The sequence below is a fragment of the Fodinibius salipaludis genome (assembly GCF_002287075.1).
GTDB classification, from domain to species: domain Bacteria; phylum Bacteroidota; class Rhodothermia; order Balneolales; family Balneolaceae; genus Fodinibius; species Fodinibius salipaludis.
Genome location: NZ_NSKE01000006.1, coordinates 69,845 through 95,255 on the forward strand (window position 1 = coordinate 69,845; position 25,411 = coordinate 95,255).

Below are 25,411 nucleotides of genomic sequence, written 5' to 3' on the forward strand. Positions count from 1 at the left end.
CAGCATAGCATTCCCTCTTTTTTGGCATCTTACGGGTTAGGTATCTACCATAGTATTTACTATGATAAACTGAGGTTAGGTGTACACTATTATCTTTATCAACAAATGAATGAATCAGATATTCTTGCCAGCGCAAAAACGATTGAAGAACATTCTCTTAGTCAATTGCAATATTGGTTGCAATACGAAAAATATAGTTGCGTTGCAGGAGCAGGAATAGTTTGGATGCCTTATGGCCTGATTATGATGGGACTCTTGATATTAGCGGTTCTTTTTACTCCATTTATGCTATGGCATTTATTCAAAGCAAAATGGTATAAATCTATCGGTATATTTCTCGCTACTGTTATTATTCCTCTAATAATCTCCCAATTATTTGATATAGGAAATACTGTTGCTGACTTTCTACTAATGGTACTTCCTCTTTTTACTTTTTATGGCTATACCTGGATTCTAAGTTATGTAATAGGCAATCATTTGAACGAAATGGAAACTGTTAAAAAGTGGCAAAAAGAGCAGTTGTTAAATGACTATTAGCTTTTTCCAAAAGTTACAGTACACCTAACCCCTTTAAAAAGAAAAATGTCAAGTCGACAGTCCTCACTTATATCTTTCGGTACAGTATTACAATAAATTCTCGTTTCAAACCTATCGCTGGCAACCGGGTTCGTTGATCAAGCTCAGATTACCTCCCCTGTTTCATCTTGCGGTTTAGATATCTACCATGGTTTTTTAATATGGATAAGCTAAGGTTAGGTGGCGAAAGCTAAATTTATTTTGTAGAATTAGTTTAACTTTCATCAAATGATTAATCCATGAAGAAATTATTTACAACATCTATTGTAATTTTATCTTTCTTAAAGATATACGACATATTAATTAATCACTTAACGCCTGCCTTATTTTCAAGTGAGTCGCTTGCATATAAATTAGGCTTTATTTGTGGCGTTAGTTTAATTTTTATCTTAGCCTTCAAAGCTTGTCAGCTACTAAATTCGATTTCTCTAAGTCAACCAACTTTAAAGAAATAAGGTTCGCCTACCGAACCACGCATCAAGGAGACGCACCTCCCTCTCTTGCTTTGTTTTATTTTCTTGTTGCCAAATAGTAAACGGGAAATTAAATTAGCGTTGACCCGTGCGGCGGTTATGTACAGCCTACGTAGCTTAGCTACTTCGGCGTAGTAGGCTACAAAGTTGTTATACTACTATTGAATACAATGAAAAATTTTGAAACATGACCAGCGCGGCGACAGCTGGCTTTGTCTCTACCCTGACACAATTAATAGTCATTAAAAAAACCAAACCGGATCTAAATATGTATGGATTAATAGGGAAAATAACTGCCAAAACTGATCAGCGAGATGACCTAATCAAAATCCTGTTAGAAGGAACAGCTGACATGCCGGATTGTCTGAGTTATATCATTTCAAAAGATCCAGAAAATGAAGATACAATTTGGGTTACTGAAGTCTGGGATAGCAAAGAGAGCCATAAAGCTTCACTTTCGCTTCCTTCGGTGCAAGAAGCTATCAACAAAGGCCGACCCTTAATAGCAGAATTTGGTGAGCAAACGGAAACGGAGCCGATCGGTGGACATGGACTAATATCCGAAGAGATCTAATGAGTGGTATACCCAGCGCTTTAACGCAGGCAGGGATCGCTGATCTCTTTGCCTCCCTTCCATTTATTGATATGGCATTCTCCCCTATTGCATCTTACGGTTTAGATATATACCATGGGTTTTAGTTTGAATAAACTAAGGTTATAGAACTTTCATTGAGTTGAAATTTACTTTTAAAAACATATTCCATGGAGATTAAAGAATTCATTTCAAACTTCAGAAATCATCCAGTTCTTTTTATCGGTACCGGAATGAGTTTAAGGTATTTAAAAAATTCATATGACTGGAATGATCTTCTAAAAAAAGTATGCCGTGATTTTAAAGGAAATGATGAATATTACCTAGACATAAAATCTGAGTGTGAACATAAAGACAGTGAGGGTGAATATAACTTTCCCAAAATAGCAACTATCATCGAAGAAGATTTTAATAACTATTTAAAAAATAATAGAAGCGGCAAGTTCGAAGAAATAAATGATATTTTTTATGAAGAAATGGAAGACGGAAATAATATTAGCCGTTTTAAAATATATTTGTCAAAAATTCTTAGTGAAGTAGAATTAAAGGAGGAAAAGAAGGAAGAAATTGACAAATTGCGCCAGATCAGAAAGAATATAGCTTCGATAGTTACTACCAACTATGATTCATTTATTGAAGAGATATTCAATTTTAATCCCTTGATAGGGAATGATATTTTATTAAGTAATCCTTACGGCGCTGTATATAAGATTCATGGCTGTGTCTCTACCCCATCAAGAATTATTATTTCTGAAGAAGATTACGATTATTTTCGAGAGAAGTACGAACTAATAAGAGCGCAACTATTATCAATATTTATTCATAATCCTATCATATTCTTAGGGTATGAAATTAGTGATGCTAATATAAAACGTTTACTGAAAACGATTTTTACTTATGTTGAGCCAAACTCTGATCAAGCGAAAAAGATTAGAGAGAATTTTTTACTAGTTGAATATGATGAAGGTTCCACATCAACCAATATTGTTGAACATGATGTAGATATAGAGGGATTAACCACTATAAGGATCTATAAAATAAAGACTGATAATTTCAGTGCTATTTATGACTCTTTAGCAGATCTAACACTGCCTGTTTCTGCTATGGATGTCAGAAAAGTTCAAACAGTAGTTAAAGAAATTAATACAGGTGGAGAGATAGAAGTAAATATATCAGATGACCTAGAAAATTTAGATAATAGAGATAAAATATTAGCTATTGGGTCAAAGAAAACTATTGAATACCGTCATCAGTCACCTTCTGAAATTATTACAAACTACTTTAGCATAGTTGAGGAATCTAAAGAGAAACTCTTAGAACTAGTTAATGACCAAACTATTCAGGTAAACAGATACTTCCCAATATTTGCATTCAGTAATATTGCTGATATCGAAGAATCTGAAAGGTTAAAAGAACAACAGATAGAGAAGGTTGAAGCCGCTTTAGATCGTGTACACGATTCATGTGAATCAGACAATCAAAGTATTGATCAAATAATGGATGATGAATCCATTTCTGATAGTAATAAATATGACGCAATTCTTTGGTCGATCATAAATGAAAGAGTGGATTTAGGAGAGGCAGAACTTTTCTTGCGAGATTTTGAAGATAAAAATGCTACACCATTTAGAAAGTTGATATGTGCATATGACTTAAAGAAATATGGTGAAGAAGAATAACTAAAGAAAGTTCCATAACCAGCCTTTAAATTACTCCTGAAAAATGTCTTACTTTGATGGCATAATCCGTCACTGGTCCCGCCATCTCCTTGTCTCCTACCCCTCAAGAAAATATCCCTATAGTAATAATTCGACTATCCCTTAAGGGATAATTGTACTAACCCTATAGGGAAAATTGGATTACCCCTTAGGGGATCGTTGCACAAACCGGTAGGTATATGGTTAAAAGCACACGGAAAGCACTGTGTATCCCATAAAAAAAATGCCGGGTCCTGAGCCAAGAACCCGGCATGTGTAAGTAACGGCCTCTTCTGGGCCTAACCCTAAGCCCACAGATACATGAAGAGGCCTCTTTCTAAGTCTCCTAAATACCTTAATATCACTTGATGATATATACTTATGATTAATGTATCATTAAGCTACCGTTAGCGTGCCCGAAAGCCTGCCTGTACGGATGGATGACCCATTTAATAGTCCCGTGCGCACTTGCAGCTCGTAGTTGCCGGCCGGCAAGGCGGGATTATTAAAGATCAGCTCGCTCGGCATATTGCGGAGCAGGCTGTTATCGAGACGGGTTTCGGTACCGTCATCGGTATTCACAAAGAAAATACCCTGGTCGGTATCCCCTTCATCAAATTTGAGCATATCACCGGTAATGCGTGCGCCCTTTTCCGGGGTGATAGACTCGTCACTGCTATCGGAGCTATTGTCATAATAATGAAACAACTTCGGCTCGCGCTTTTGAGGCGTAACTTTGGTGACCTCTATCTCATTCTCTACCGAGCGCAGGCGAAGCCCCGGCGACATATTGACCACCACTTGCTGCCTGGAGGAGTCATAGGATGACTCATCTGTTTCAAAAACGCCCTTGATATCCGACCGAATATTCACCAGCGGGGTCACGACGGAGTTGCCCCGGCGCACCAGCTTCATGATGCCATCGGTTAACGACTCGAAGGTGGCCAGTGCCTCGGCTTTGGTTATGGTAGAGCCGGGATGGACGATTTCATCAAAGACGTCTTCGATAGTATAGGTTTGCGTATTACTGCTGACGGCAATAAAGTTATCACCGTTATTACTCATTTGATTGGGTACTAAGTAATAGTTTAATGACATGGTATTTATTTTTCATTAATAGGGTTTTGGTGACGATGGGATGAATAGTTTAGCCCAACAGTGCTCTCTGTAATAACTTTGCTATACAGCCCGCTCTGCCATAGCATTTACTACCCGTATTCTCATCATCTTGATGCCGAAAAGCCTTTTATTGGGATATTCCCGACGTAACCCTGTTGTAGTTATGTAATTGAAATACCTTGCGAAAGGCATCTCTTGATGCAGGCTTTTTTAAGCCCCTGCGTTTAGTAAGACCATTATACGAGCCATTCCTTACAGTTTATTTTTCTGACCCACCTTTGTTTCCTCCCTAATTATTTAGGGAGGAAGACTTTTTTAAATAGATTACAACTTCAATCAACGCGTCTTTCTCCCTGCTTGTAGGGAGAAATCAAAAGAGGGTCGGGAGGGGGCATAAAGGAACTCCTTAGTTAAAAAGTATCAGCATGATAATAAGGCTTTACGGTTTAACCCCCGGTACTTTTTTTGATTCGTTTTTTTGGTAACAATAAAAAGGAATGGGAGAAACATGTTTTTACTGAGAATTAACACACCCCGCCTCGATCCTTGGTTCCCCTATTAATAGAGCAGAGTTATCCGTGCAAAATTTGCTTGGTTATCAGACTTACATTGTTTTTATCCAGCCTCATATGTAATGGATAAGCTACCCTGCCCTTTTAAACATCTGTGTTACTGATTTCAAAAAATTATGTTATGTTTGTAACAGTTAAGCAATTTTTATCAAAATATTATTTCTTTTATGGAAAAAATGGATCGGCTCCGAGATGCTATCACAGATTACATCAATGAAAAAGGGGTTGAATATCAGCGCCTGCTTTTGTCGAGAACATTCTATACCAAGTTAAAAAAGGAAGCTGATGAACACGATGTGCCCATCGATCTTCCGAATATGGAAATCAAAGACAATGTGGACTACGATTTTAAACTTCTTCCCTAACCCGGAATTTAATTAGGAACACCCTGATCTATTTTAGCCTATAAAACAAAAAAATTATGATCTGGATTGTTTCGGGTGCCCTGATAATCATCTTTTTTAGTTTTCGAGCTTATATAAACAATCGAAACTATTATCAAAAAAAGATAATTCGTGATCAATATACACGGTTGTATTTTTATCTGCTGCAGGGAGCAAATATTGTACTCATAATTTCCGGACTCTTGTTCCTGATGCTTGCTATCGTTAGCCACGTAAATGGTTTTGAAGTCATCTTTTCATCAGAATACAATTATCATTTAAAGATGAATAGCAGGTAGCTTTTTCAGCTATCCTTTTTAACAAACTTCCGAATAATTTTTACTTTTACACGTTCAAATTTTGTAAATAGTGAATAGAATCATTATTTACATAAGTAGTTATAATTTTAAGTAAACAAAGGTAGCAAAGCGCTATGCCAAGATGTGAAATTTACCAAGATGCCAAAGGCGAATGGAGATGGAGACAAACAGCCAAGAACGGTGATATCGAAGCCTACTCCGATGGCGGATTTGAAGACAAGGAAGAATGTAAAAAAGACGGAAAAGAAAACGGTAACTGCACAAGCTATACACGAAGTAACTCCTATTAATCACTTTTTTACTTCTATAAAGCTGCTCCCCATTCCCGGAGAGCAGCTTTTTTTATTTGATAAGTTATTCCATATAAAGTACTTGGCGGGATAACTACAAGTAACTTATTATGTAAGAAAATTTATTAGTTTTAAGTAGTTAATTTTACTATACTTAATAGCTAATAAGTACGAAGGAGTTCCCCATTTGTTAAACTCCTGATGGTTTTCTACTACCAGTTTTAATCCCCTATCTATGAAAATTCGACTCTACAAAAAAGGTGATATTGAACAGGTCGCTCACCTGTTTGGCGACACGGTAAGCATTTTAAATGCTGAAGGTTTTTCCGAAACAGAAATGCACTCATCTATTCTCAACAACATTCATTTCGGTGGTTGGGAAGAAACCTGTTTGAAAAACTTTACGGTCGTTGCAGAAATAAATGATCGTGTAATTGGCATTGGCCAACTTGATTACAATGGTCATATCAGCTGTTTTTACTGCCATCCCGATAACCGGGGTCAAGGCATAGGCAAGAAACTATACGATACACTCGAAGATTTTGCTACCGCTAAGAATATTTCTACCCTTCATACCGAATCTGATGCCTTCGATCGTCCATTCTATTTCAAAATGGGCTTTTCTACTGTTCATAAGCAGAAAGTTTTAATAGATGGGGAGGTTAAATCACTCTTTATACTGGAAAAACAGCTCTCTGTTTGACATAGCATAAGGCATGTTTTAAAATTTTAACAGATATTCCTTTATCACAATGCATTAATCTTTTGTTATGATTGAAGGATTCTACCAGTCAGAATATTGGCTCAGCGCCTTCATAATTCAGCGTGGACTGGGCTTCATCTATGCTATCGCCTTCCTGGTCGCAATAAATCAATTCAGGCCGCTATTGGGAGAAAACGGGTTGCTGCCAGTCCCCCGCTTTTTAAATCGCATCCCGTTTAAGAAATCCCCGAGCATTTTTCACTGGCATTATTCTGATCGCTTTTTTGCCGTTATCGCATGGCTGGGACTTTCCCTTGCTTTAGTTGCTGCCTTCGGTATTTCCGATCTGGGACCTTTATGGGTTTCCATGCTGATCTGGTTTTTACTTTGGATACTGTACCTCTCAATTGTTAATGTTGGTCAGCTCTTTTACGGCTTCGGATGGGAATCACTACTGCTCGAAGCTGGATTTTACGCTATTTTCCTGGGTCCCATGCAGTACGAGAGTTCCATGATAATGATATTTATCCTCCGCTGGCTGGTTTTCAGAGTTGAATTTGGGGCCGGACTTATTAAGATGCGCGGTGATAAGTGCTGGCGCAACCTAACCTGCCTCAACTACCACCACGAAACGCAGCCGATGCCCAGCCCTCTAAGCAGATTCTTCCATTTACTTCCCGGTAAACTCCACAAGTTTGAAACATTTTGTAACCATATTGTCCAATTGGGAGCCGTTTGGCTGCTGTTTTTGCCTCAACCATTTGCTACTATCGGGGCGCTGTTGATCATCTTATCTCAGCTCTACCTCATCACAAGTGGCAATTACGCTTGGCTAAACTGGCTGACGCTCCTGCTGGCATTCAGTGGCATAAGCAATCAATATTTACAACTTATCATACCTGTTTCTGCACCGGCAGAACTCTTGGGCAGTTCCATACTGGGCGTACTTACTATTATTGTTGGAATTGTTGTCGCCTATTTAAGTATTGGTCCCATTAAAAATATGATCTCTCCCAAACAGCGGATGAATGCGAGCTTTAATCCACTGCATTTAGTCAATACCTACGGTGCATTTGGATCAGTAACACGAACCCGGTATGAGATTGTACTTGAAGGAACCACTGACCATAAGCTTGACTCCGAAACAACCTGGAAAGCTTATGAGTTTAAGGGTAAGCCGGGCAATCCCACAGGTATACCTATACAGTGGGCACCATACCATCTTCGTCTTGACTGGCAGATGTGGTTTGCAGCCATGACACCCGTTCGATCTAATACCTGGCTCCTCAAATTCATTTACAAATTGTTAAAAGATAATCAGGATACGTTAAAACTGTTATCAAATAATCCTTTTAACCATAAAATTCCCAATTATATACGGGCACGACTCTTTAAATACCAATTTACTAACCACAAGGAATATAAAGAAACCGGCAACTGGTGGAAGCGGAGCTTTAAACGCATGTATTTACCTCCTCAGTCAATAGACGATCTACGGCATTTTAGTAATTAAACTTCGTATATGAATCTTAAATTCTTCATTTTTTGTTGGAAACGCCTAATCATTTACAATAAAGTATTACATCATGTTTTTCCTAAAATCAGATGAACTTGGAAACCATCTACATTCTATTATCCACAAGGACACCCAGCAGCACGAAACACATTTTGATTTAACGATAGATACAATCCACAAATTCACCAAGGCCGGTTCGCTGGACTTTGGTGGCAGTGAATTTGAAGCCGCGGAAAAGGAACTGATTAATCCCCAAAAGAGTCAGGGTGATGACTACGGATGGTGGAACCTACCGCAGGGACACTACCAAGCAACGATGAATGAGACGGTTAAAGAAGCAGAAGATACCATAACATATATTAATCTACATCCCCATGCCCGTAAAGCGGGTATAATTGCCAATACCTCGATGATGCCAAACCAACATGACGGAAAGCAAATCACCCTTAACTTTTTTGCTCCCGATCCCGGCTGCAATATTAAAGAAAATGCGCGTTTTGCTGTCTTATATTTGTTGGCCAGCTAATATTTTAGGATACTAAGGCTAATTTTTTAACACCAATTATTGATGGATACCATAACCTGGGGCATACTGAGTACCGCTAAAATAGGCGTTGATAAAGTTATCCCCGCCATACAGCAAGCTGACAACTGCATTGTGAAAGGAATTGCTTCCCGATCAAAGGAAAAAGCAGTAAAGACGGCACAAAAACTTACTATTCCTGATGCATATGGTTCCTATAAAAAGCTATTGGCAGACTCCTCCGTCGACGCTATTTATAATCCCCTGCCAAACCATTTGCATGTGCCAAAAACGTTAGAAGCCCTGGAAGCAGGCAAACATGTGCTTTGCGAGAAACCCATTGCCCTGAATACTCAGGAAGCTCGAAAATTGCTGACAAAGGCAAATGAGTATCCAAAGCTAAAAGTGATGGAAGCCTTTATGTATCGCTTTCATCCACAGTGGAAAAAAGCCAAGGCGCTGGTAACTAATGGAACGATAGGCACGCTCAAGACGGTGAACTCATTTTTCTCTTATTACAATGATGATCCCGATAATATCCGAAATAAACCAGACATAGGTGGGGGCGGACTCATGGATATCGGATGCTACTGTATCTCCCTTTCGCGATTTCTTTTTGATGAAGAACCAACAGATATAACGGGATATTGGAAAATAGATCCTGACTTTTATACAGATTATTTAGCATCCGGAACGCTCAGATTTAACTCCGGAACCGCCACCTTTACTTGTGCTACACAAACTGCACCTCATCAACAAGTAACCATTGTGGGAACAGACGGTAGAATAGTAATGGAAATCCCCTTTAATGCCCCACCGGATCAAACAATAAGGATTTGGTTGTATAAGAATGGAAAAAAGGAAGAGATTACTTTTCCACCGGTAAATCAATATACTCTGCAGGCAAAAGCATTCTCGGATGCTGTTATAAAAGACGATCCCGTACCAACGCCACTTACCAATGCAGTTAACAATATGACTGCCATTGATGCTTTTAGAAAAAGTGCAAAGGCCATATCAGATTAGACTTTCAGAATCTGATAAAATTGCTATCTTCAAAAATTCAAAACGTGAATTTCCAAAGAATTTATGGGTCAAAAGACAGAAAAAATATTACAACGCGCTAAAGAAAACTTAGATAAACAAAACCATGAACACGCTCTTCGCCTGTTTAATGAAGTTTTAAACAGAGAACCCGGTCATCCCCAGGCTCTACGAAATAAAGCCCTCATCAAAGTCATGAGTGGGAATAATGAAGAAGCGGAAAAGTTTCTTCTATTTGCAATAGATCAACAGCCAGAGGACGACCAGCTTTATCAGCTGTTAGGAACACTGTATCACAATAGTGAAAAACCCCAGAAAGCACTTGCACAATTTAAAAAAGCTCTCGATATAAATGCTGATAACACAGTTGCCCAACAGGGAGCTGCCATGGTTTATGCCCACGTGTTGGGAGAACATGAGAAAGCTATTACTCACTTTACCAAAGCCCTTGAAAGCAGCCCGAAAAATGCAGAGCTCCTATTTAATCGGGGATGCAGTTACATAATATCCGAGCAAATGGGTAAAGCGGAGCAAGACTTACTAAAGGCGGCCGAATTTAATCATGAAAAAGCCAAAGAAATGGTAGAAAAATACTTCTGAAGTTATCACTCTTTTGTTTTTACTGTTTGATTAAACACCCGTTTAAGAAAGGAAAACAGTGACGATACTTCACTCCCATTACTTCTTACTTGATGTCCTATTTCAAAGGCGATTTTCCACTGTTCCATCAATATTTTCTGTCCGTCAATAAAGGAATAGCCATCATCATAAATATTTATTGATTCAGAGGTTACGCCATTTACCTCAATAATTTTTAATTCTCTACCCTCTTTCAAGTTGTCGCAACTGGGAACTTTTATATCAAACCTTCCGAAGTAAAAGCCTTTTGCTGAATGGCAGATATTATTCATCCTTTTGGTTAAGGCTTTGGTAATAAGTTCTTTGCCTTCGAAGAAGATAGCACCCTGTGCATGTGTTCCTATTTCAACTAATGTTAATTGCTCTCCTTCGTCAGGTATCTCAAACAGACGATCCTCATTTCGCTTAAGATACTCTTTGCCCATATTCACGGTCTCATCGTCCGACAAAATTAACTCCTGTACTGTTTGCTGTCCGTCCCCAACGATTTGTGGCAACTTCTTTTTTGTGAGAGAGAAAATATCCCCTTGTTCATCTTGTGGCTTTTCATAATAGAAGATCCCTACTTCATTACCGTCTATAAACTCCTGTATGATGATATCCTCCGAACATTCTGAAAGATAATCCTGTAAAATATATCGATCTTTTATAACGCTAACCCCCTTTCCTCTTTCCCCTACATCCGGCTTTAGTACGATGGGAAAGCTCAAATCATTTTCTTTCATAAACTGATCGGCACCATCAAGCATATTTTCAAACTCATCATCATAAGGAATCTTCTTATACAGGGCTACCGCTGATGAATTATCAAATAGATCCAGGATGGCACTTTTGGATTCTCCAATAAACCCGCCATCCGGAATAGCCGGATTTACGGCTGTAAATAATGTCAGGCAACGATATTTTATCCCTAAACAAATAATATAAAGCGTTACGGGCGTATAGATAACAATCGGCCACCAGTACTGCCAATGCGTTAATTTTCGATATCGGGATAGTAACAGTCGCCGACCTTTATAACTAAAGGCGGGAATAATTAACTTAACAAACATAATGATACCTATCACGGCCCCCAAAAATACCCATATCGCATAATCCTGGTAGAGTGTAAAATAGCGTAGCAACTCGTTTCCAAGAAGCTTAGAGATCCCTACAAGCATGGGGGTCCAAACAAGTCCAGCAAGAATAAAATAAAAGATAAACATCCAGAAACCGGCCCTTATTACCCCCGCGCTGAAATATGTTGGCATTCTGCTGCCCGGTAAAAACCGGGTTGCTATAATAATAGCCGGACCTTTAACTTTAAACCACTGCGCACTTTTCTCGAGATCTTTTTCTGATATAATCCATTTGAAAGGCGCCCTCTTGATAGCGGGTCTTCCCAGTACTCTTCCCGCCAAATAAAGCCCTACATCACCAATAAGAATGCCGAGAAAACAAGCCAGTGTTGCCGGCCAAAATCCAATAAGACCCCGGGCTACTAACAATCCTGCTCCAATACATGTCAAGTCTTCACTAATCAGCGTACCCAGAATGATGATCAGCATAATAATCAGAAGCGAAACACCTTTAAACTTAGCGAAATCGACATTTGAAAACGACTTCTCGGCTTCTTTTATTCGTTCTTTGGAGGCATTATCTGCCGTTGTTGCCCTACCTTCTTCAACGTCAGTAATAAATGATATAATAGTCTGACTGACCGAATCGCTATGGGTCTCCAGGAGATCGTGATCCGCATCATATAGCTGTAATTTGCTATGCGGTACAATGCGATAATGCTCCTGAGCGGCAGCCAGTGGTACCAAGGGATCTTCCTTACCATGCAATATGATCATGGGCTTACCAAGCTCTTTTAGCTGGGATCTAAGCGGTCTCTGATCAGATTCGTAGTGCCTTTTCGCATAGGAAACATCAATATCAATGGCATTAAAAAGACCAAAATGTGGAATCGTATTGTGTAGCAGCCATACTGCTCCCAACTGCATACCATGCACAGCATGATTTAAACGATAGCTACCCAACAGTTCCAGCTCTTGCACTCCTACTGAGGCAATAAGTCCTATCGAAGCTATTTTTTCAGGATGGTCATGTGCCAAATGGATGGCACTGGGACCGCCCAATCCAAAACCAAACACATGAGCTCCGGAGATATCAAGCGAATCTAAAAACTGAAATGTATATATTGATGAGGTCTTGAATGAATAGCTGGGCAGATCATCATTCCCACTTCCGTAACCCGGCAAATGAGGTACTAAGATCCTCATTTCTGAGGACAAATCCGGTATTATCTCTTGAAATACCTCAGGACCTTCGGGACCACCGGGCAACAGTAATAAAATGGGAGGATTTTCTTCTGATCCGCTGTATATATCCTCATAACCAATGGTTATTTCTTTATCAGAAAGCGACTGATCAGCTTTAACTACAGTTAATTGTACCGTCTTGTTGGGATCTTCCTGATCAGGTAGCGGATTCTGAAAAATACTTATAACAAGATGAGAAAGTGCCAGAGCAACAATATAAATAAGTACGTATCTTTTCCACCCTGTTATGTTCTTTATCATCTAATTAATCTCTGCCATTAATTCTGTGAACCAACAATCGGAACAAACAATTGTGATACTTCTTTGTGTAACTGTTTTGAGAGTTCCTTTCTGTCATTATCTATAATCTCGCCACCAAATCTGACCCTAACATCAACCTGTTTTATTTTCAGGAGCTCCCAAAAATGAGGAAAGAAATCCATGTCTCCCCACCAGCAAACGTGTGACCATGCCGGCCGTTTGGCATCCAACGAACGGTATGTAATAGCCACACTACTCACCGGCATTTCTTTTTCCGCCGGATAGTTTAACAAAGAGGAATTAAAAGGTAAAATTCTTTCCCCTTTCGAACTTGTCCCCTCGGGAAATAAAATAATACCCTGTGAATCAGAGATTGACTCCGCAATGCGATTATTCATCCGATGAACATCACCCTGTAGCTTTCTATCAATAAAAAGAACGCCAAGGGTTTGGGTTCCCCATCCAAAAAACGGCCATGACGCTACTTCACTTTTCGCAATAAATGTCCCATCCAAAAAATACCAAAGCGGCACAACATCGATATAGCTTACATGATTGGATACCAGAAAAAAAGGAGGTTTCGGCGGTGATCCTTCAGAAGAAATTTTAAGCCCCAGTATGTTAGCTGTTAATGAGGCCCAAATAGTTATTATGTTATTTTTCCATTTGACAACCATTAATGGTTTTATAAAACGAAAAACCACATTGCCCGCAGCAACCAAAATTACCGTACAAAAAGAAACTAAAAAGAAAAATACGAGACGTATAAATGCCCTTACATGATCAATTATATTTTTCATATCTATCTGAAAAACAGTTTCCTTGAGCGCTCATCAAGGTTTTCAAGATCTACCAAGATTAAAAAATCAATCGTTTTAAAGGCCTTATCTAATGCTGGTTTAGATAAAGTTTTGGCTCCTAAATCGAGATAAAGATTAAATAGTTCAGGTAATGTTACATTTTTCCACGCTTCTGTATCCCTCTCAACAGCAGGACAGCAATAATCATCTCTCGCATCTATACTTAAGGAGCTGTGAAGGTGATCATTCTCACGCAAATAATCCCATACCTCCCAACCTTCGGCGGGATCAGTACTTTTGATAGAACAGCATCCTAACAGGTAGCGCTGTCCGGTTATTTCCATATACTTTGCTATCCCCCGCCACAACAAGTAAAGCACACGTCCGTTGCGGTGTTCTTTTTGGATACAAGCTCGGCCTACCTCCACCGCCTCATTTAGAATTTCCTTAGGTAGTGTAGACAAATCAAATTCATCAGATGTATATAGTCCATGCCTCTGAATTGCTTTTTGGTACGTCTGCAATCGATAGGTACCTATCACACAGTCTGTCTTACGATCTACAACGATAAGGTGGTTACACTGCAAATCGTACCGATCAACATCGAGATGGTGCTGATGGGATTCTTCCAATCCTTCACCAAGCTCCACATTAAATACGCGATATCGCAACGATTGGGCAGCCCGCAAGTCGGCTTCTGTCTTGGCAAAACCCAACTTATACTGATTAGTGGTAAGTAGTTGTCCGGTTAGTGCTCGTTCCACAGGATTAAAACATCTTTTATAATTAGCAAACCCTTAGAATAAGCAACAAAATAGAAAAAAGAATCAAAAACTTGTTATTTCTTTGTAATCAATAATACTCGGAAAGTAATAGCAAGATATCAGTTTTTTTTAGCCATCCAGTCTTTTAGAGCAGACGTTACCAAAGCTGAGTAATACATATCGTTGTTATCAGCCATTGATTTAACTTTATCAATTAAATCAATTTCCAAATAGTAGCTTACAATTTTCTTTTTGGTCTTTTCTTCGTTTTTGGATGTCGTATTCTTGCCCCTGTCTTTCTCCTTTTCATCCCGATCTTGCTTTGTAGTTACAACAGCTGTATCTGTATCCTTTTTATTATCTGAAACCCCTCGATCAGGAATAAATCCCATAGTACTTTTTTTTGATTTAAAGGCAATAGGACTACTTCCTAAACTCTTCTTCTTTGACATAATAAGCTAATCCCTATTAATATTCTACGCGTGCTGCAACTGACCATTTCTTATTTCCTGAGCCAGCGCCTTGTAATCTTTTGCTCCATGGCTGTCAGGCGCATACTCAAAGATTGTTTTGTGATGACTCGGTGCCTCTGCCAACGCAACATTATCTCTAATGATCGTATCAAAAACTTTATCACCAAAGTAATCCTGAATATGATCCACCACTTCCTTATTCAGATTTTTCCGCCCGTCAAATAACGTGCAGATAATACCACTGATTTCTATATCAGGATTTAATCGTTCTTTAACAATCTGGATAACATCCATCAGCTTTGACAGACCGTGCAGCGCCAAATATTCGGATTGCAGTACAATAAATATTTCCTTAACAGCTGTAAAGGCATTAAGCGTTAACAACCCCAAGTTGGGTGGACAATCAATTAAGATATAATCGTAATCCTTTGATAAGCTGCTCAACGAATTTTTAAGCAACATCTCCCGAGCGGGCTCATTGGCAAACTCCATTTCAGCTCCTGAGAGGTCAATCGAAGAAGGCATTATATCAAATCCATTATGACTTATAACTGCCTCATCAGCCTGAATATCTCCTTTTAGCACCTCGTAGATGCTATTTTCTAAACGATTGGAACTAAGCCGCAACGAATAGGTAAGGTTAGCCTGTGGATCCAAATCTACCAATAAAACCTTGAATCCCTCCTGGGCAAGTCCAGCCCCCACATTAATCGTTGAGGTCGTTTTTCCCACTCCTCCTTTCTGATTGGTAAAAGCTATTGTTTTCATACGTACATACCGTTTGTTGATTCCCGAAATCAATTAATAATTATTAATCAGGGTAAAACCCCTTTATTTAATAGAGAACTTCATGGAGGGTTTGTTACAGAAATATTAAATATTTTTAATATTATTTCTTGTATGCACTTTTAGTGCTTAGAGAGGATATTTAAAAGAAAAAAAACGGATAGGAATTTCTTTAATACTATTTTAAATCAGTATCAAAGAACAATCTGTTCGAGTGGAATTATAAATTTGGGAAGAAAAAGCCAATAATAAACTGGATGGCATAAATAAGTGCAACCAGCCCGGCAGCAAATAAAATAACGGCGATAGCTATTGTTTTACCTTCAGAATCTTTCTTTTTTGAAGCCATAATCTATATTTTTTTTACCGATTCTCTGATTACCTACTTTTATAGAAATCTATCAGACCAGATGTTGAGTTGCAAGTACAAATTAATATCTTATCTGTAATTTAACTGTTAACCACAAAATTGCCTAATGGATAGATCCATAACTATTTCAGAGGAAAATCATGATTTCTGGAAAACGGGGGCCATCATATCGGCAGTGTTCTCTGTCATTACCTTTGCTGTATTTTGGAATATAGAAGACCCGTTTTGGATAAGTATTATGAGGTTAGGAGCATTTATATTTTTTGCAATTACAATTCTATGCTACCTCCAAACTATGGACGGCCCTCTTGAAATAACACTGAATATCAATGACAAAAATGTTCTTGTATCGTATCAAAAAAAGGGTGAAAGGATTCACGAAGAAGAATTCAAAAAAGAAACCATCAAAGATATATTTCCTACCACAGCGGGAGTAAACTTTTTACTACTTAAACTTAAACCAACAATTAAAGCCTTTAAAGTCAGTTTTACCGACACTGATAAAGACTTATACCTTTTTGAATTTAGTGGACGCCCGCTTCTGTTCAGCAAGGAATCCCAAAAAAAAGTTCTTCAATTATTCAAGAACTCATTATAAGAGACCTCTCCGTACTTACAGTGCAAATATCGGGTACCCAGCCAGGTTTATGTTGCCCAGAAATTCACCGTTTGAACTCCCTAATTTATAATCATCTCTTTTCCCCTCTAATGATAGACTTTAAGATATCCCCTGAATACTAAATCTTATAACATTTGACAACGGTTGAAGAAGTGCTCCCAAAGAAATTTATTAAATCATAAAGATCTTATCACCATAATGTTGTAAAATGATTTTTAATATTTGCAAAGGATCATTTTTTGACCAACATTCAACCAAACTTTCAACTAAATAAATTAAAGGATGAAGAGTATAAAAAATATCAGTGTTGTCGTTTTATTGGTACTGGTTTTTGCCAGCTGTACCCAAACCAACCAGTACCAACAACAGGCAAATGATCTTGCAGAAAAAGTGATTATAGTGGACGGACATATTGATGTCCCCTATCAGTTAAAAGACGAATGGGTAAATATTTCGAAGGCAGCGCCAGAACTGGACTTTGATTATCCCCGAGCAAAGGAAGGTGGCTTAGATGCCCCGTTCATGTCTATATATATCCCGGTAGAATATCAGGAAACCGGTGGCGCTAAAGCTGCGGCCGACAGCCTTGTCGATATGATGGAGGGTATTGCCAATGATAATCCCGATAAGTTTGCTATCGCTACGTCACCTGAAGAGATACAAAACAACTTTGAAAAAGGAGTGATTTCACTGCCAATGGGGATCGAGAACGGAGCTCCTGTAGGAGAAGATTTATCTGATGTGCAATACTTCTATGATCGTGGCGTCCGCTATATTACCCTTGCTCATGCTAAGGACAACCGTCTCAGTGACTCTTCCTATGATACAACCGCTGATACTCATAATGGGTTAAGCGATTATGGTGAGGAAGTAGTGACAGAGATGAACCGATTGGGTATGATGGTAGATGTATCCCACATTACCGACAGCGCGTTTTATGACGTCATGGATGTAACAGAAGCACCGGTTGTGGCAACGCATTCTTCTTGCAGGCACTTTACCCCCGGATTTGAACGGAATATGAGTGATGACCTTATTAAGCGGCTTGGGAAAAATAATGGTGTTATCATGATTAACTTTGGGTCTACGTTTTTAGATAGTGCTTCTCAAAATAGCCAGGAAAAGGTGCGAGAGGAAATGGCACAACTAATAGAAGAAAAAGAGTTGGATCCAGAAAGTGAAGAGGCAGATAAATTCCGATCAAAATATTTTCAAGAGAACTTTCAATTTAGTACTGTAGAGAAAGTAGCTGATCATATCGATCATGTTGTTGATCTGGTAGGCGTAGATCATGTAGGACTCGGCTCAGATTACGACGGTGTTGGTCCAACACTACCAAATGGGCTTAAAGATGTATCTACCTACCCCAACCTCTTCGCTGAGCTCTTAGAACGTGGATATACGGAAGAGGAAATTGAAAAAATTGCCTCCGGTAATATTTTCAGGGTGTGGAACAAAGTAAATGAAGTTGCTGATAACATGCAGGAATCAGATAATTAATCCTTTCGTATTATATAGTAAGCCCTGGCTGGAGAATATTCAGTCGGGGCTTTTTAAATCCCAAATAAATTTATACCCATGCAAAAGATAACTACCCCTACCCTTCTGTTGGATGAAGGTATTTGCAAGGCTAACATCAGGCGGATGGCTGAAAAAGCTCAACACCACAATTTGCGTTTTAAGCCTCATATGAAGACCCATCAATCGGCACAGGTGGGAGAATGGATAAAGGATGCTGGCGTTACAGCTATTACGGTTTCTTCTATAGATATGGCACATTATTTTGCCCAAAACGGCTGGAAAGATATAACCATCGCTTTTCCCTGTAATGTTGGCCGAACTCAAGAGTTAAACAAGCTTGCGCAAAACATTACCCTCACATTACTAATTAATAAACCAGAAACGGCCCATCAGTTAGAAACCCATCTTACGAGTACACTTAATACCTACATCGAAATTGATACCGGATCAGCCAGATCAGGGTTGGCTTCTGATGATATTAGAGCAATAAAAGAACTAATAACTGTCATCCAAAAAACGAAATTTATCAACTGGGTTGGATTCTATTCCCATGCCGGCCATTCCTACAGCTGTCGTTCAGAACAGGAAATATCAGAGGTTCAACATTCTATCGTCAAACAGTTCAATAATTTAAAAAAATGTATCAACCCTGATTTTGGGACTTTTGAAATATGCTCCGGGGATACCCCTTGTTGTTCCGTTGCTAATAATTTTGGTCCTATTGACGCTATAAGTCCGGGAAATTTTGTGTTTTATGATCTCATGCAAACCCAAATTGGTAGCTGTACACCTACTGATATTGCTGTTGCAATGGTTTGCCCTGTTGTAGATAAGTATCCCAAAAGAAATGAACTCATTATTCACGGCGGAGCGGTTCACTTCTCCAAAGAATCAATGACTAAGAATGGGCTTACTCATTATGGGGCGGTCGCACAAAAGATTGACAACCATTGGAAACCCTTGGATACTGCATCACATCTTGTAAAACTCTCCCAAGAGCATGGTGTTATTTGTTGTTCTGATGTTATATTCAAGAGTTATGACATCGGTGATGCTATAACCATCCTACCCATACATTCCTGCCTTACCGCTAATCTTATGAGCCAATATCAATTAACGGATAAAAATGGAACACAGGTAAATATGATGTAATAATAAAAGCGCCTGAAATTTATTTCGCTTTATATAACCAAGCTTCAGAATTCTGAGATTGCCGGATATCTTTCATTGCCTTCTCGGCACTACCCAAATCATCAAAACCTTGGTAGGTAACCAAGTTGATATCTGTATCCGGCATCTTAATTATTGAGGAGTTAAATCCTTTTTCTGTCAGTTCCTGTTGATGGTTTTTAGCATTTTCCAATACCTCAAATGATCCGCCAACGATATAGTAGGTAGAAAGAGTGTCACTCTTTTCTTCGGCATCATTCTCAGATTCGGATGTTTCAGATTCTGAGTTTCTCGCTTGGGTTGTGGTATCTGCTCGATCCTCTACTTCTCCCCCAAGATTGAGTTCAACTTTTTCAGTCTTTACTTCCGGATCCTTAATAGCCTGTGGTGGATTCTGCTTATCATTTTCCTCATCTACCAAATCACTTTCAGTATTATCAGATTCTTGATCATTACTTTGTTCTTTTTTCTCAGATTCCGCTTTGTCTTCTTCCTGTTCTTCCTCCGGTTCACCATCAAACATTTCCTGGAGATCTTCATCTTTTTCACGATTCATGATTTCTTGTCCTTCCGAAGCCTCTTCCTGCATTCGTTTTCGTTCGTCCCGTAGAACCTCATATTTATTCCTGAAATCATCCCTGCCATACCGATCGGGTATAGTAGGTTCTAAGGAGGCCTGGATTAATATTACAAGCTCCCTCATTTGGTAATCATGGGACTCATAGCCAAAAAGGTATCGCAATCCAAAAAACCATGGCGGCAAATCTTTTAAAATGGGAATACCCCGTCGTACATCGGCTTTTTCCGTCCTATATAAACCTGCAATTACTGTTGCTTCTCCATCCAGCAAGAGAGCCTGCGTAGTGGCTTCTTGTTTGTTAATAATTGTACTTACCGGATCGGGCTGAGCTGATGATCTTTCTGCATCAATATTAAGATGAATAAAAGTCGTATCCTGCTGGGTAATTACCTGTGGTGTAACCGTAAGAATAGTACCAACCGAGAAAAAATTTTCAACAACATTGCCGGCAATATCCCGCTGTTTAATTGAAAAGTCCTGTCCTACTTGAATATTCCCTTCCTGTCCATCCATCACTTTAACAGTGGGAGAGGCAAGAATCTCACCCAGGTTATCCGCCTCAAAAGCACTGAATAGTGCTTGTACATCAATTCCGCTATTCCCAATCTCACCAACATTGACTAATGCGCTAAATACGTCCTGAGAAACGTTCTGTGCACCTTTTGAATTTACTTGTACAAAGGGGCCGTCAAACTCTGAGCTGGGAACCTGTCCCCCGCCTTGTCCGCCTTGACCGCCAACTTGACCGCCACCTTGACCGCCACCTTGACCGCCACCTTGGGCATCAAGTACAGATTCAGGCACATTTTCTGATATCGTGGACCAATCTACACCAATTTCTTGCAGGGCACGACGGTTCCCTTCAAAAAAGATAGCATTAATTCTAACTTCATGTGTTTGAGTAGTCGCTATTGGTCCCTCACCTTCTCCACCTCCCGTTGCTGTTTGAGGCGCTGCCTGGCCTTTTTCTTCGGCTTCTAAAGATTCACGGGTTACAATCTCAAAAAACTCCTGTTTGTCTATTAAGTGGAGCTCGTTAACACGCAAAATTAGCTTTAAGGCATCCATCCAATGCATAGGTGATACCGCAATACCAATTTCCCCCTCTACATTCGTACGATTAATAATCGCTTTTCCTCTGAACTTTTGTGAAAACTCGTTGATAACATCAACAGCACGAGCAAATGAGGTAGTTCTGTCAAATCGAACGAGCTCTTCAGGATTTGTATATTCTCTATACTCTGCAGGCAGATTGTCTCGATTTTGACTATTCACACTCCCAATAGCAACAAATAGAAGTGCCAGTGTAAGAAGTATCGTTTTTTGGTATCTAAAAAGTTTCATATTAATCACTGCTTTCATTTTCATCTTCATCATTATTGACCTGCAAGGTTATTCGCTCAACGATTCCACCTTTATTAAGAGTAAAAGAAGCGGTTCCTTCATCAATATTTATTGAGGAAAGTTCTCCGAGATAAACTTCGTCCCCTTCAGAAAGTCGTTGCATCATCCCCTGTTGATCCAGTAAAAAGATCTTATTAGAACTGATCGCCAAAAGCTCACTATTTTCTATATTAACAAGATTATCCTCATTTTCTTCAACTGATCTTATTAATGGATAGAATGGATTATTTACAGATCCAAGTAAATTATTTCTAATTGCTAAGTCCGCTTCACCCAATAACTTCACACGGTCATAAAAACTTTGTAGAGAAAACTGATAATTAACTTTTCCGTAGGATTCGAGTTCATTAACAGGATTAACATTAACCCCTCCAACTTTATTTAATGGCTTGCTTAATTCGATTTGACGAATAAAATTTACAAAATTACGGTAATATCCCTGTCCGGTAACCTGCATCGAAATAACCCCATATTTATCATAGGTCGTCGAATCTGAAAAACTAAACGCAAACTCCGTATATGCTGATCCGGTACTTACCCTATCCAAAAAGTCATATACTCTGTCCTCATTACTATTGGGATATAATCCTTTCTTATAATTATTGAAAAAATTTGTAGCCTCCCTGAATTGATTTTCAAGCCTTGGCAATTGATCAGCTTTTTGCTGTTTCTGTGTTAAATTCTGACGCGTTTGTTCAACGTTTTCTTCCAACTCTTCCAGCTTTGGCTGTTGATAAAAATAAATATAGCTCCATCCACCTCCTATAAAAGTGGTTAAGACGACAAGAAGAATAATTGTATTTCGTATACCGTAGGACATATATCGTATTTTACTAAATTATTTACCTATCAGACTTTTAACTTCTTCTGGAGATGAAGGGGAATAAATAGAATCAGATTTGGCAAAAGATTGTATCAGGATTGAAAATGTATATACCTGCTGTTCACGGATTTCCTCATTATCAACACTTTGCAGTGTTGCCTCATCAAATATATTTACAATTCGGGGAATTCTATTTCTATACAAAGTATATCCTTGAATAAAGGTCCCATTTCCTGACTGGGAAAAAGAGGTTATCCAGGTATTGCCTACAGATTGAATGCCTTTATTAAGCAGATCAAGTTTGGCAGACCACTCCTTACTACCTTGAGTCAGGGTATCTAACATCGTCAGCTTTTCTTTCAATACCGACAAATCTTGCTGTAAAACATCCACTTCGTTTACAATAGGCTCTAATCGTTCGAGCTGAGAGTTCATTTGATTTAATTCACTCTCATAAGAGTCTATCTGCTGGACATTCTGATTATAGAAGTAGTTGAAAGTTATTGGAGTTAAAAATATCAGAAATAGAATAAGCATTCCGTGCCACTGCAGCTGGAATATTTTTTGGCGGTCTTCAACATATTTTGGAACAAATGATAATTTTGGAAAGACCTCATCTTTTACTCCCGATGCGGCCAATGCTGAACCAATAGCAGTTGTAAAAGATGGGATACTCGAGGGATCGACGCTCTCACTGTCAATAAACTCATCTTTCAGCAACAGATTTTCAACATGGATGTCAGGAAAGTTCTGCATAAAGAAATCTACCGCATCACTTCCCCTGGTATTATTCGCCAAAAGGATGCGATCCAAACTGGGTACTTCTCCAGTGTCAAGCTGGAAAAGTATCTTACTGAATACCGTATTCATGAAGGATTTCTTCTCAGTCCCTTCATTAATTATAGGAGAAACAAGCCAAATCTCTTCTCCCTTCATAAAAACAACGCGGCAGGTTTCTTTCCCAAACTGGATAATACCAGTCATTTCATCGGGATCGAGCTCATAATTGGCTCTTACTAATCCAACAAGTGCAATCTCATCAGGGATAACATTTTGTATCGCAAGTTTTCCCGTATAAAGCTCCCGAGCCCTGTTTACAGCTTTTAAAGTAATTGACTCATCCTCAACAGAGCCCAGTAAAAGTGATCCATCCTTACGAACTTCATAAGAATAATTATCAGGGGATTTAGGAGTGCCGTAGATAGATTCAAGCTTATCTTCAAGATCTTGTCTAAGATCTTTCTTTTTAACCTCAGAAAAATCTGTATCTCTTATAACCTGAAAAATCGTATGTCCCGCAGGTATATTTAATCCCAAATATACTTTCTCATTGCTGATATCAGAGAGAATATCATAAATTAGAAGCTCATTAGACTGAGGCACGTCGGCTTCTTCCACCATATCAAGCTCCATTTCCTCATCCTCTTCCTCATCTAACCCAGATAAATCCAGTTCTTCTTCAAGATCCTTAGACTGTTCTTCATCTTCTTCTAAACCAAATATCGAATCTGCATCCTCGTCTTCTTCAAAAACATCGGTATCATCAGATTCTGCTTCAAGGTTACGTGACTGGCCCTCGATTTTTTCTACCAGTGAAAAGCGATCTAACTTAATAACTTTAACTGAATTCCCGTCTACCCGTAGTCTTGCCACACGGATGAGATCATCCTGTACTGCTAAACCAACATATTCATTTTTTCCAAACATCCCGTAAAGTTATTGGTCGTAAATTAATATTGAGCTTCTGAAATGAGCTGCTTCACTCGCTTTTTGTTATTGGCATTATTAATGGCTTCCTCCTTCGAAATTTTTCCAGCCTCATAAAGACGCTTCAGATCCTGCTCCATCGTCATCATTCCCTGTTCGCCCCCCTCCATCAGCATCTGATAGATCTCATTAACATTATTGTTTCTGATAGCAGCTTTTACTGGGCTCGTAACCATTAAAACTTCTTTAGCCAACACACGTTTACCATCAAGGCTGGGAATCAATTTTTGACTTATCACACAGGTAAGAACATCTGCCAGACGTGTTCGCACGCGATTCTGCTCATCGGGCGGCACCTCCCCGAGAATACGCTCAATACTTTCCATTGCAGAGCTTGTATGCAGCGTACCAAATGTTTTATGACCCGAATCTGTAATTTCAAGAGCAGTCATTATGGTCTCGGGGTCCCGGAGCTCACCAATAACAATAATATCAGGATCTTGACGTAGCGCCTGTATAGCCCCCTCCTTAAAAGACTTAACATCTCGTCCCACCTCACGATGGCGTACCACCGATTTTTTGGGTTCATGAACAAGTTCAACCGGAGAAGCAATTATAACGATATGTGAATCAACCGTACGGTTATTTGCATCAATTACCGTATCGAGCGTAGAAGACTTACCAGAGCCTGTAATTCCCGTTACAAGCGTCATACCGTACTTAAAATATTTTAGGCTAAGCGCTTTTGCTATTTCTGGATGCAAATTAAGTCCCTTAAACGGACGAATTTCGTTATCGATTTTACGCATATTTAATGCCAAATGCTCCAAATCAAAATACATGTCGGCACGATAACGACGAGCACCTGATATTGAATCAGAACCCGACAAAGAATAGGAAAAGTCCAAATTCCGATGTTCCAACAGATGCTCACGCTGGCTCGGCATTATTAGGTTGTGCAACAAAAAATCGGTTTCCAAAAGAGAAAACTCAGGAACACTTTTGTCAGGCGATTTATCCCCGTGGATACGATACCAAACCTTATTAGCACAGCCGGGCCCACCCAAATCGATATCAGAAGCTTCATTCTTGTACATCTTTTTGAGCAGGTTCTCAACGACATTCTGTAATTCGGCACGAGTTTCCTCATCCTGATTATCAATAATCTTGCCAATTTCTCGATGACGCTCCAATCCCTTTAAGCTATCTCTGAGCTGAGCAGAAAGCGGCTCTATAAGTTCTTTAACTCTATCCTTTTGTACCCCTACTTCCATCTATAATCTAAATTTTCATGTTAAGTCCATTAATAATGATAGTCTACTGTTAGTTAAGAACCATTACAAAGTCTTTTGTTACGAGATATTTTCATTAATGAACATACAT

The 25,411-nt window shown here is 39.0% G+C and carries 25 protein-coding genes; 14 read left to right on the top strand and 11 right to left on the bottom strand.

Annotation, left to right across the window (positions count from 1 at the left end; all coding sequences use genetic code 11):
* Positions 1-105 precede the first annotated feature (105 nt).
* The 3 genes from CK503_RS09205 to CK503_RS09215 all read left to right on the top strand — a co-directional run bounded on the left by CK503_RS09205 (position 106) and on the right by CK503_RS09215 (position 3,320).
* On the top strand, positions 106-537 hold the full coding sequence (locus CK503_RS09205) for a hypothetical protein (protein ID WP_095606519.1): 432 nt from the start codon (positions 106-108) through the stop codon (positions 535-537).
* Between the two features lie 780 nt (positions 538-1,317).
* Positions 1,318-1,623 carry a putative quinol monooxygenase gene (locus CK503_RS09210; protein WP_095606710.1) on the top strand — a complete coding sequence of 102 codons (306 nt, stop codon included), beginning with the start codon at positions 1,318-1,320 and terminating at the stop codon, positions 1,621-1,623.
* Positions 1,624-1,811: 188 nt separating this feature from the next.
* On the top strand, positions 1,812-3,320 hold the full coding sequence (locus CK503_RS09215) for an SIR2 family protein (RefSeq protein WP_095606520.1): 1,509 nt from the start codon (positions 1,812-1,814) through the stop codon (positions 3,318-3,320).
* 414 nt (positions 3,321-3,734) lie between these two features.
* On the opposite strand, the gene CK503_RS09220 is transcribed toward CK503_RS09215, so the two are convergent.
* The gene (locus CK503_RS09220; protein WP_095606521.1) at positions 3,735-4,436 is read right to left on the bottom strand and encodes a DNA-binding domain-containing protein; all 702 of its coding nucleotides are present in this window, start codon (positions 4,434-4,436) and stop codon (positions 3,735-3,737) included.
* Between the two features lie 760 nt (positions 4,437-5,196).
* On the opposite strand from CK503_RS09220, the gene CK503_RS09225 reads away from it, so the two are divergent.
* The 8 genes from CK503_RS09225 to CK503_RS09255 all read left to right on the top strand — a co-directional run bounded on the left by CK503_RS09225 (position 5,197) and on the right by CK503_RS09255 (position 10,408).
* The gene (locus CK503_RS09225; protein WP_095606522.1) at positions 5,197-5,394 is read left to right on the top strand and encodes a hypothetical protein; all 198 of its coding nucleotides are present in this window, start codon (positions 5,197-5,199) and stop codon (positions 5,392-5,394) included.
* Positions 5,395-5,450: 56 nt separating this feature from the next.
* Entirely contained in the window at positions 5,451-5,711 is a 261-nt protein-coding gene (locus CK503_RS09230; RefSeq protein WP_095606523.1) for a hypothetical protein, read from the top strand.
* A gap of 134 nt (positions 5,712-5,845) precedes the next feature.
* The gene (locus CK503_RS16125; protein WP_176466270.1) at positions 5,846-6,022 is read left to right on the top strand and encodes a YegP family protein; all 177 of its coding nucleotides are present in this window, start codon (positions 5,846-5,848) and stop codon (positions 6,020-6,022) included.
* Positions 6,023-6,257: 235 nt separating this feature from the next.
* Entirely contained in the window at positions 6,258-6,725 is a 468-nt protein-coding gene (locus tag CK503_RS09235) for a GNAT family N-acetyltransferase (protein WP_095606524.1), read from the top strand.
* Positions 6,726-6,795: 70 nt separating this feature from the next.
* Positions 6,796-8,238, top strand: coding sequence for a lipase maturation factor family protein (locus CK503_RS09240; RefSeq protein WP_095606711.1), 1,443 nt, complete (start codon positions 6,796-6,798; stop codon positions 8,236-8,238).
* Positions 8,239-8,311: 73 nt separating this feature from the next.
* A complete protein-coding gene (locus CK503_RS09245) occupies positions 8,312-8,767 on the top strand; it encodes a dCTP deaminase/dUTPase family protein (protein WP_095606525.1) in 456 nt (151 codons plus the stop codon).
* 42 nt (positions 8,768-8,809) lie between these two features.
* Positions 8,810-9,790: a Gfo/Idh/MocA family protein gene (locus CK503_RS09250; protein WP_095606526.1), complete on the top strand. Its 981-nt coding sequence runs from the start codon at positions 8,810-8,812 to the stop codon at positions 9,788-9,790.
* A gap of 63 nt (positions 9,791-9,853) precedes the next feature.
* A complete protein-coding gene (locus CK503_RS09255) occupies positions 9,854-10,408 on the top strand; it encodes a tetratricopeptide repeat protein (protein WP_095606527.1) in 555 nt (184 codons plus the stop codon).
* Between the two features lie 5 nt (positions 10,409-10,413).
* Here CK503_RS09255 and CK503_RS09260 read toward each other — a convergent pair whose 3' ends face one another.
* From CK503_RS09260 to CK503_RS16335, 6 genes are all read right to left on the bottom strand, one after another.
* The gene (locus tag CK503_RS09260; RefSeq protein WP_095606528.1) at positions 10,414-13,011 is read right to left on the bottom strand and encodes an alpha/beta fold hydrolase; all 2,598 of its coding nucleotides are present in this window, start codon (positions 13,009-13,011) and stop codon (positions 10,414-10,416) included.
* Between the two features lie 17 nt (positions 13,012-13,028).
* Positions 13,029-13,811 carry a lysophospholipid acyltransferase family protein gene (locus CK503_RS09265; RefSeq protein ID WP_095606529.1) on the bottom strand — a complete coding sequence of 261 codons (783 nt, stop codon included), beginning with the start codon at positions 13,809-13,811 and terminating at the stop codon, positions 13,029-13,031.
* A 2-nt stretch (positions 13,812-13,813) separates the two neighbouring features.
* Complete coding sequence (locus CK503_RS09270) at positions 13,814-14,575, bottom strand: GNAT family N-acetyltransferase (RefSeq protein ID WP_095606530.1); 762 nt, start codon at positions 14,573-14,575, stop codon at positions 13,814-13,816.
* Between the two features lie 119 nt (positions 14,576-14,694).
* Positions 14,695-15,027, bottom strand: coding sequence for a hypothetical protein (locus CK503_RS09275; RefSeq protein WP_095606531.1), 333 nt, complete (start codon positions 15,025-15,027; stop codon positions 14,695-14,697).
* Positions 15,028-15,051: 24 nt separating this feature from the next.
* Complete coding sequence (locus CK503_RS09280; protein WP_095606532.1) at positions 15,052-15,816, bottom strand: ParA family protein; 765 nt, start codon at positions 15,814-15,816, stop codon at positions 15,052-15,054.
* 238 nt (positions 15,817-16,054) lie between these two features.
* Positions 16,055-16,183: a hypothetical protein gene (locus CK503_RS16335; RefSeq protein ID WP_255233374.1), complete on the bottom strand. Its 129-nt coding sequence runs from the start codon at positions 16,181-16,183 to the stop codon at positions 16,055-16,057.
* A 127-nt stretch (positions 16,184-16,310) separates the two neighbouring features.
* On the opposite strand from CK503_RS16335, the gene CK503_RS09285 reads away from it, so the two are divergent.
* From CK503_RS09285 to CK503_RS09295, 3 genes are all read left to right on the top strand, one after another.
* The gene (locus CK503_RS09285) at positions 16,311-16,802 is read left to right on the top strand and encodes a hypothetical protein (RefSeq protein ID WP_095606533.1); all 492 of its coding nucleotides are present in this window, start codon (positions 16,311-16,313) and stop codon (positions 16,800-16,802) included.
* Between the two features lie 303 nt (positions 16,803-17,105).
* Entirely contained in the window at positions 17,106-18,323 is a 1,218-nt protein-coding gene (locus CK503_RS09290) for a dipeptidase (RefSeq protein WP_095606534.1), read from the top strand.
* A gap of 78 nt (positions 18,324-18,401) precedes the next feature.
* The gene (locus CK503_RS09295; RefSeq protein WP_095606535.1) at positions 18,402-19,496 is read left to right on the top strand and encodes an alanine racemase; all 1,095 of its coding nucleotides are present in this window, start codon (positions 18,402-18,404) and stop codon (positions 19,494-19,496) included.
* Positions 19,497-19,515: 19 nt separating this feature from the next.
* On the opposite strand, the gene CK503_RS09300 is transcribed toward CK503_RS09295, so the two are convergent.
* From CK503_RS09300 to CK503_RS09315, 4 genes are read right to left on the bottom strand one after another with little or no spacing between them, the layout of a single operon-like run.
* The gene (locus CK503_RS09300) at positions 19,516-21,438 is read right to left on the bottom strand and encodes a secretin GspD/PilQ domain-containing protein (RefSeq protein WP_176466272.1); all 1,923 of its coding nucleotides are present in this window, start codon (positions 21,436-21,438) and stop codon (positions 19,516-19,518) included.
* Between the two features lies 1 nt (position 21,439).
* Positions 21,440-22,318 carry a type 4a pilus biogenesis protein PilO gene (locus CK503_RS09305; protein ID WP_095606537.1) on the bottom strand — a complete coding sequence of 293 codons (879 nt, stop codon included), beginning with the start codon at positions 22,316-22,318 and terminating at the stop codon, positions 21,440-21,442.
* 18 nt (positions 22,319-22,336) lie between these two features.
* A complete protein-coding gene (locus tag CK503_RS09310; protein WP_095606538.1) occupies positions 22,337-24,028 on the bottom strand; it encodes a PilN domain-containing protein in 1,692 nt (563 codons plus the stop codon).
* Between the two features lie 23 nt (positions 24,029-24,051).
* Positions 24,052-25,302, bottom strand: a complete 1,251-nt coding sequence (locus tag CK503_RS09315) for a type IV pilus twitching motility protein PilT (protein WP_095606539.1) — start codon at positions 25,300-25,302, stop codon at positions 24,052-24,054.
* Between the last annotated feature and the right edge of the window lie 109 nt (positions 25,303-25,411).

Bases quoted from the DNA above. Each gene is read 5' to 3' on its own strand.
- CK503_RS09205 (WP_095606519.1), top strand. From the start codon at position 106: ATGAATGAATCAGATATTCTTGCCAGCGCAAAAACGATTGAAGAACAT.
- CK503_RS09210 (WP_095606710.1), top strand. From the start codon at position 1,318: ATGTATGGATTAATAGGGAAAATAACTGCCAAAACTGATCAGCGAGAT.
- CK503_RS09215 (WP_095606520.1), top strand. From the start codon at position 1,812: ATGGAGATTAAAGAATTCATTTCAAACTTCAGAAATCATCCAGTTCTT.
- CK503_RS09220 (WP_095606521.1), bottom strand. From the start codon at position 4,436: ATGTCATTAAACTATTACTTAGTACCCAATCAAATGAGTAATAACGGT.
- CK503_RS09225 (WP_095606522.1), top strand. From the start codon at position 5,197: ATGGAAAAAATGGATCGGCTCCGAGATGCTATCACAGATTACATCAAT.
- CK503_RS09230 (WP_095606523.1), top strand. From the start codon at position 5,451: ATGATCTGGATTGTTTCGGGTGCCCTGATAATCATCTTTTTTAGTTTT.
- CK503_RS16125 (WP_176466270.1), top strand. From the start codon at position 5,846: ATGCCAAGATGTGAAATTTACCAAGATGCCAAAGGCGAATGGAGATGG.
- CK503_RS09235 (WP_095606524.1), top strand. From the start codon at position 6,258: ATGAAAATTCGACTCTACAAAAAAGGTGATATTGAACAGGTCGCTCAC.
- CK503_RS09245 (WP_095606525.1), top strand. From the start codon at position 8,312: ATGTTTTTCCTAAAATCAGATGAACTTGGAAACCATCTACATTCTATT.
- CK503_RS09250 (WP_095606526.1), top strand. From the start codon at position 8,810: ATGGATACCATAACCTGGGGCATACTGAGTACCGCTAAAATAGGCGTT.
- CK503_RS09255 (WP_095606527.1), top strand. From the start codon at position 9,854: ATGGGTCAAAAGACAGAAAAAATATTACAACGCGCTAAAGAAAACTTA.
- CK503_RS09260 (WP_095606528.1), bottom strand. From the start codon at position 13,011: ATGATAAAGAACATAACAGGGTGGAAAAGATACGTACTTATTTATATT.
- CK503_RS09265 (WP_095606529.1), bottom strand. From the start codon at position 13,811: ATGAAAAATATAATTGATCATGTAAGGGCATTTATACGTCTCGTATTT.
- CK503_RS09275 (WP_095606531.1), bottom strand. From the start codon at position 15,027: ATGTCAAAGAAGAAGAGTTTAGGAAGTAGTCCTATTGCCTTTAAATCA.
- CK503_RS09280 (WP_095606532.1), bottom strand. From the start codon at position 15,816: ATGAAAACAATAGCTTTTACCAATCAGAAAGGAGGAGTGGGAAAAACG.
- CK503_RS16335 (WP_255233374.1), bottom strand. From the start codon at position 16,183: ATGGCTTCAAAAAAGAAAGATTCTGAAGGTAAAACAATAGCTATCGCC.
- CK503_RS09285 (WP_095606533.1), top strand. From the start codon at position 16,311: ATGGATAGATCCATAACTATTTCAGAGGAAAATCATGATTTCTGGAAA.
- CK503_RS09290 (WP_095606534.1), top strand. From the start codon at position 17,106: ATGAAGAGTATAAAAAATATCAGTGTTGTCGTTTTATTGGTACTGGTT.
- CK503_RS09295 (WP_095606535.1), top strand. From the start codon at position 18,402: ATGCAAAAGATAACTACCCCTACCCTTCTGTTGGATGAAGGTATTTGC.
- CK503_RS09300 (WP_176466272.1), bottom strand. From the start codon at position 21,438: ATGAAACTTTTTAGATACCAAAAAACGATACTTCTTACACTGGCACTT.
- CK503_RS09305 (WP_095606537.1), bottom strand. From the start codon at position 22,318: ATGTCCTACGGTATACGAAATACAATTATTCTTCTTGTCGTCTTAACC.
- CK503_RS09310 (WP_095606538.1), bottom strand. From the start codon at position 24,028: ATGTTTGGAAAAAATGAATATGTTGGTTTAGCAGTACAGGATGATCTC.
- CK503_RS09315 (WP_095606539.1), bottom strand. From the start codon at position 25,302: ATGGAAGTAGGGGTACAAAAGGATAGAGTTAAAGAACTTATAGAGCCG.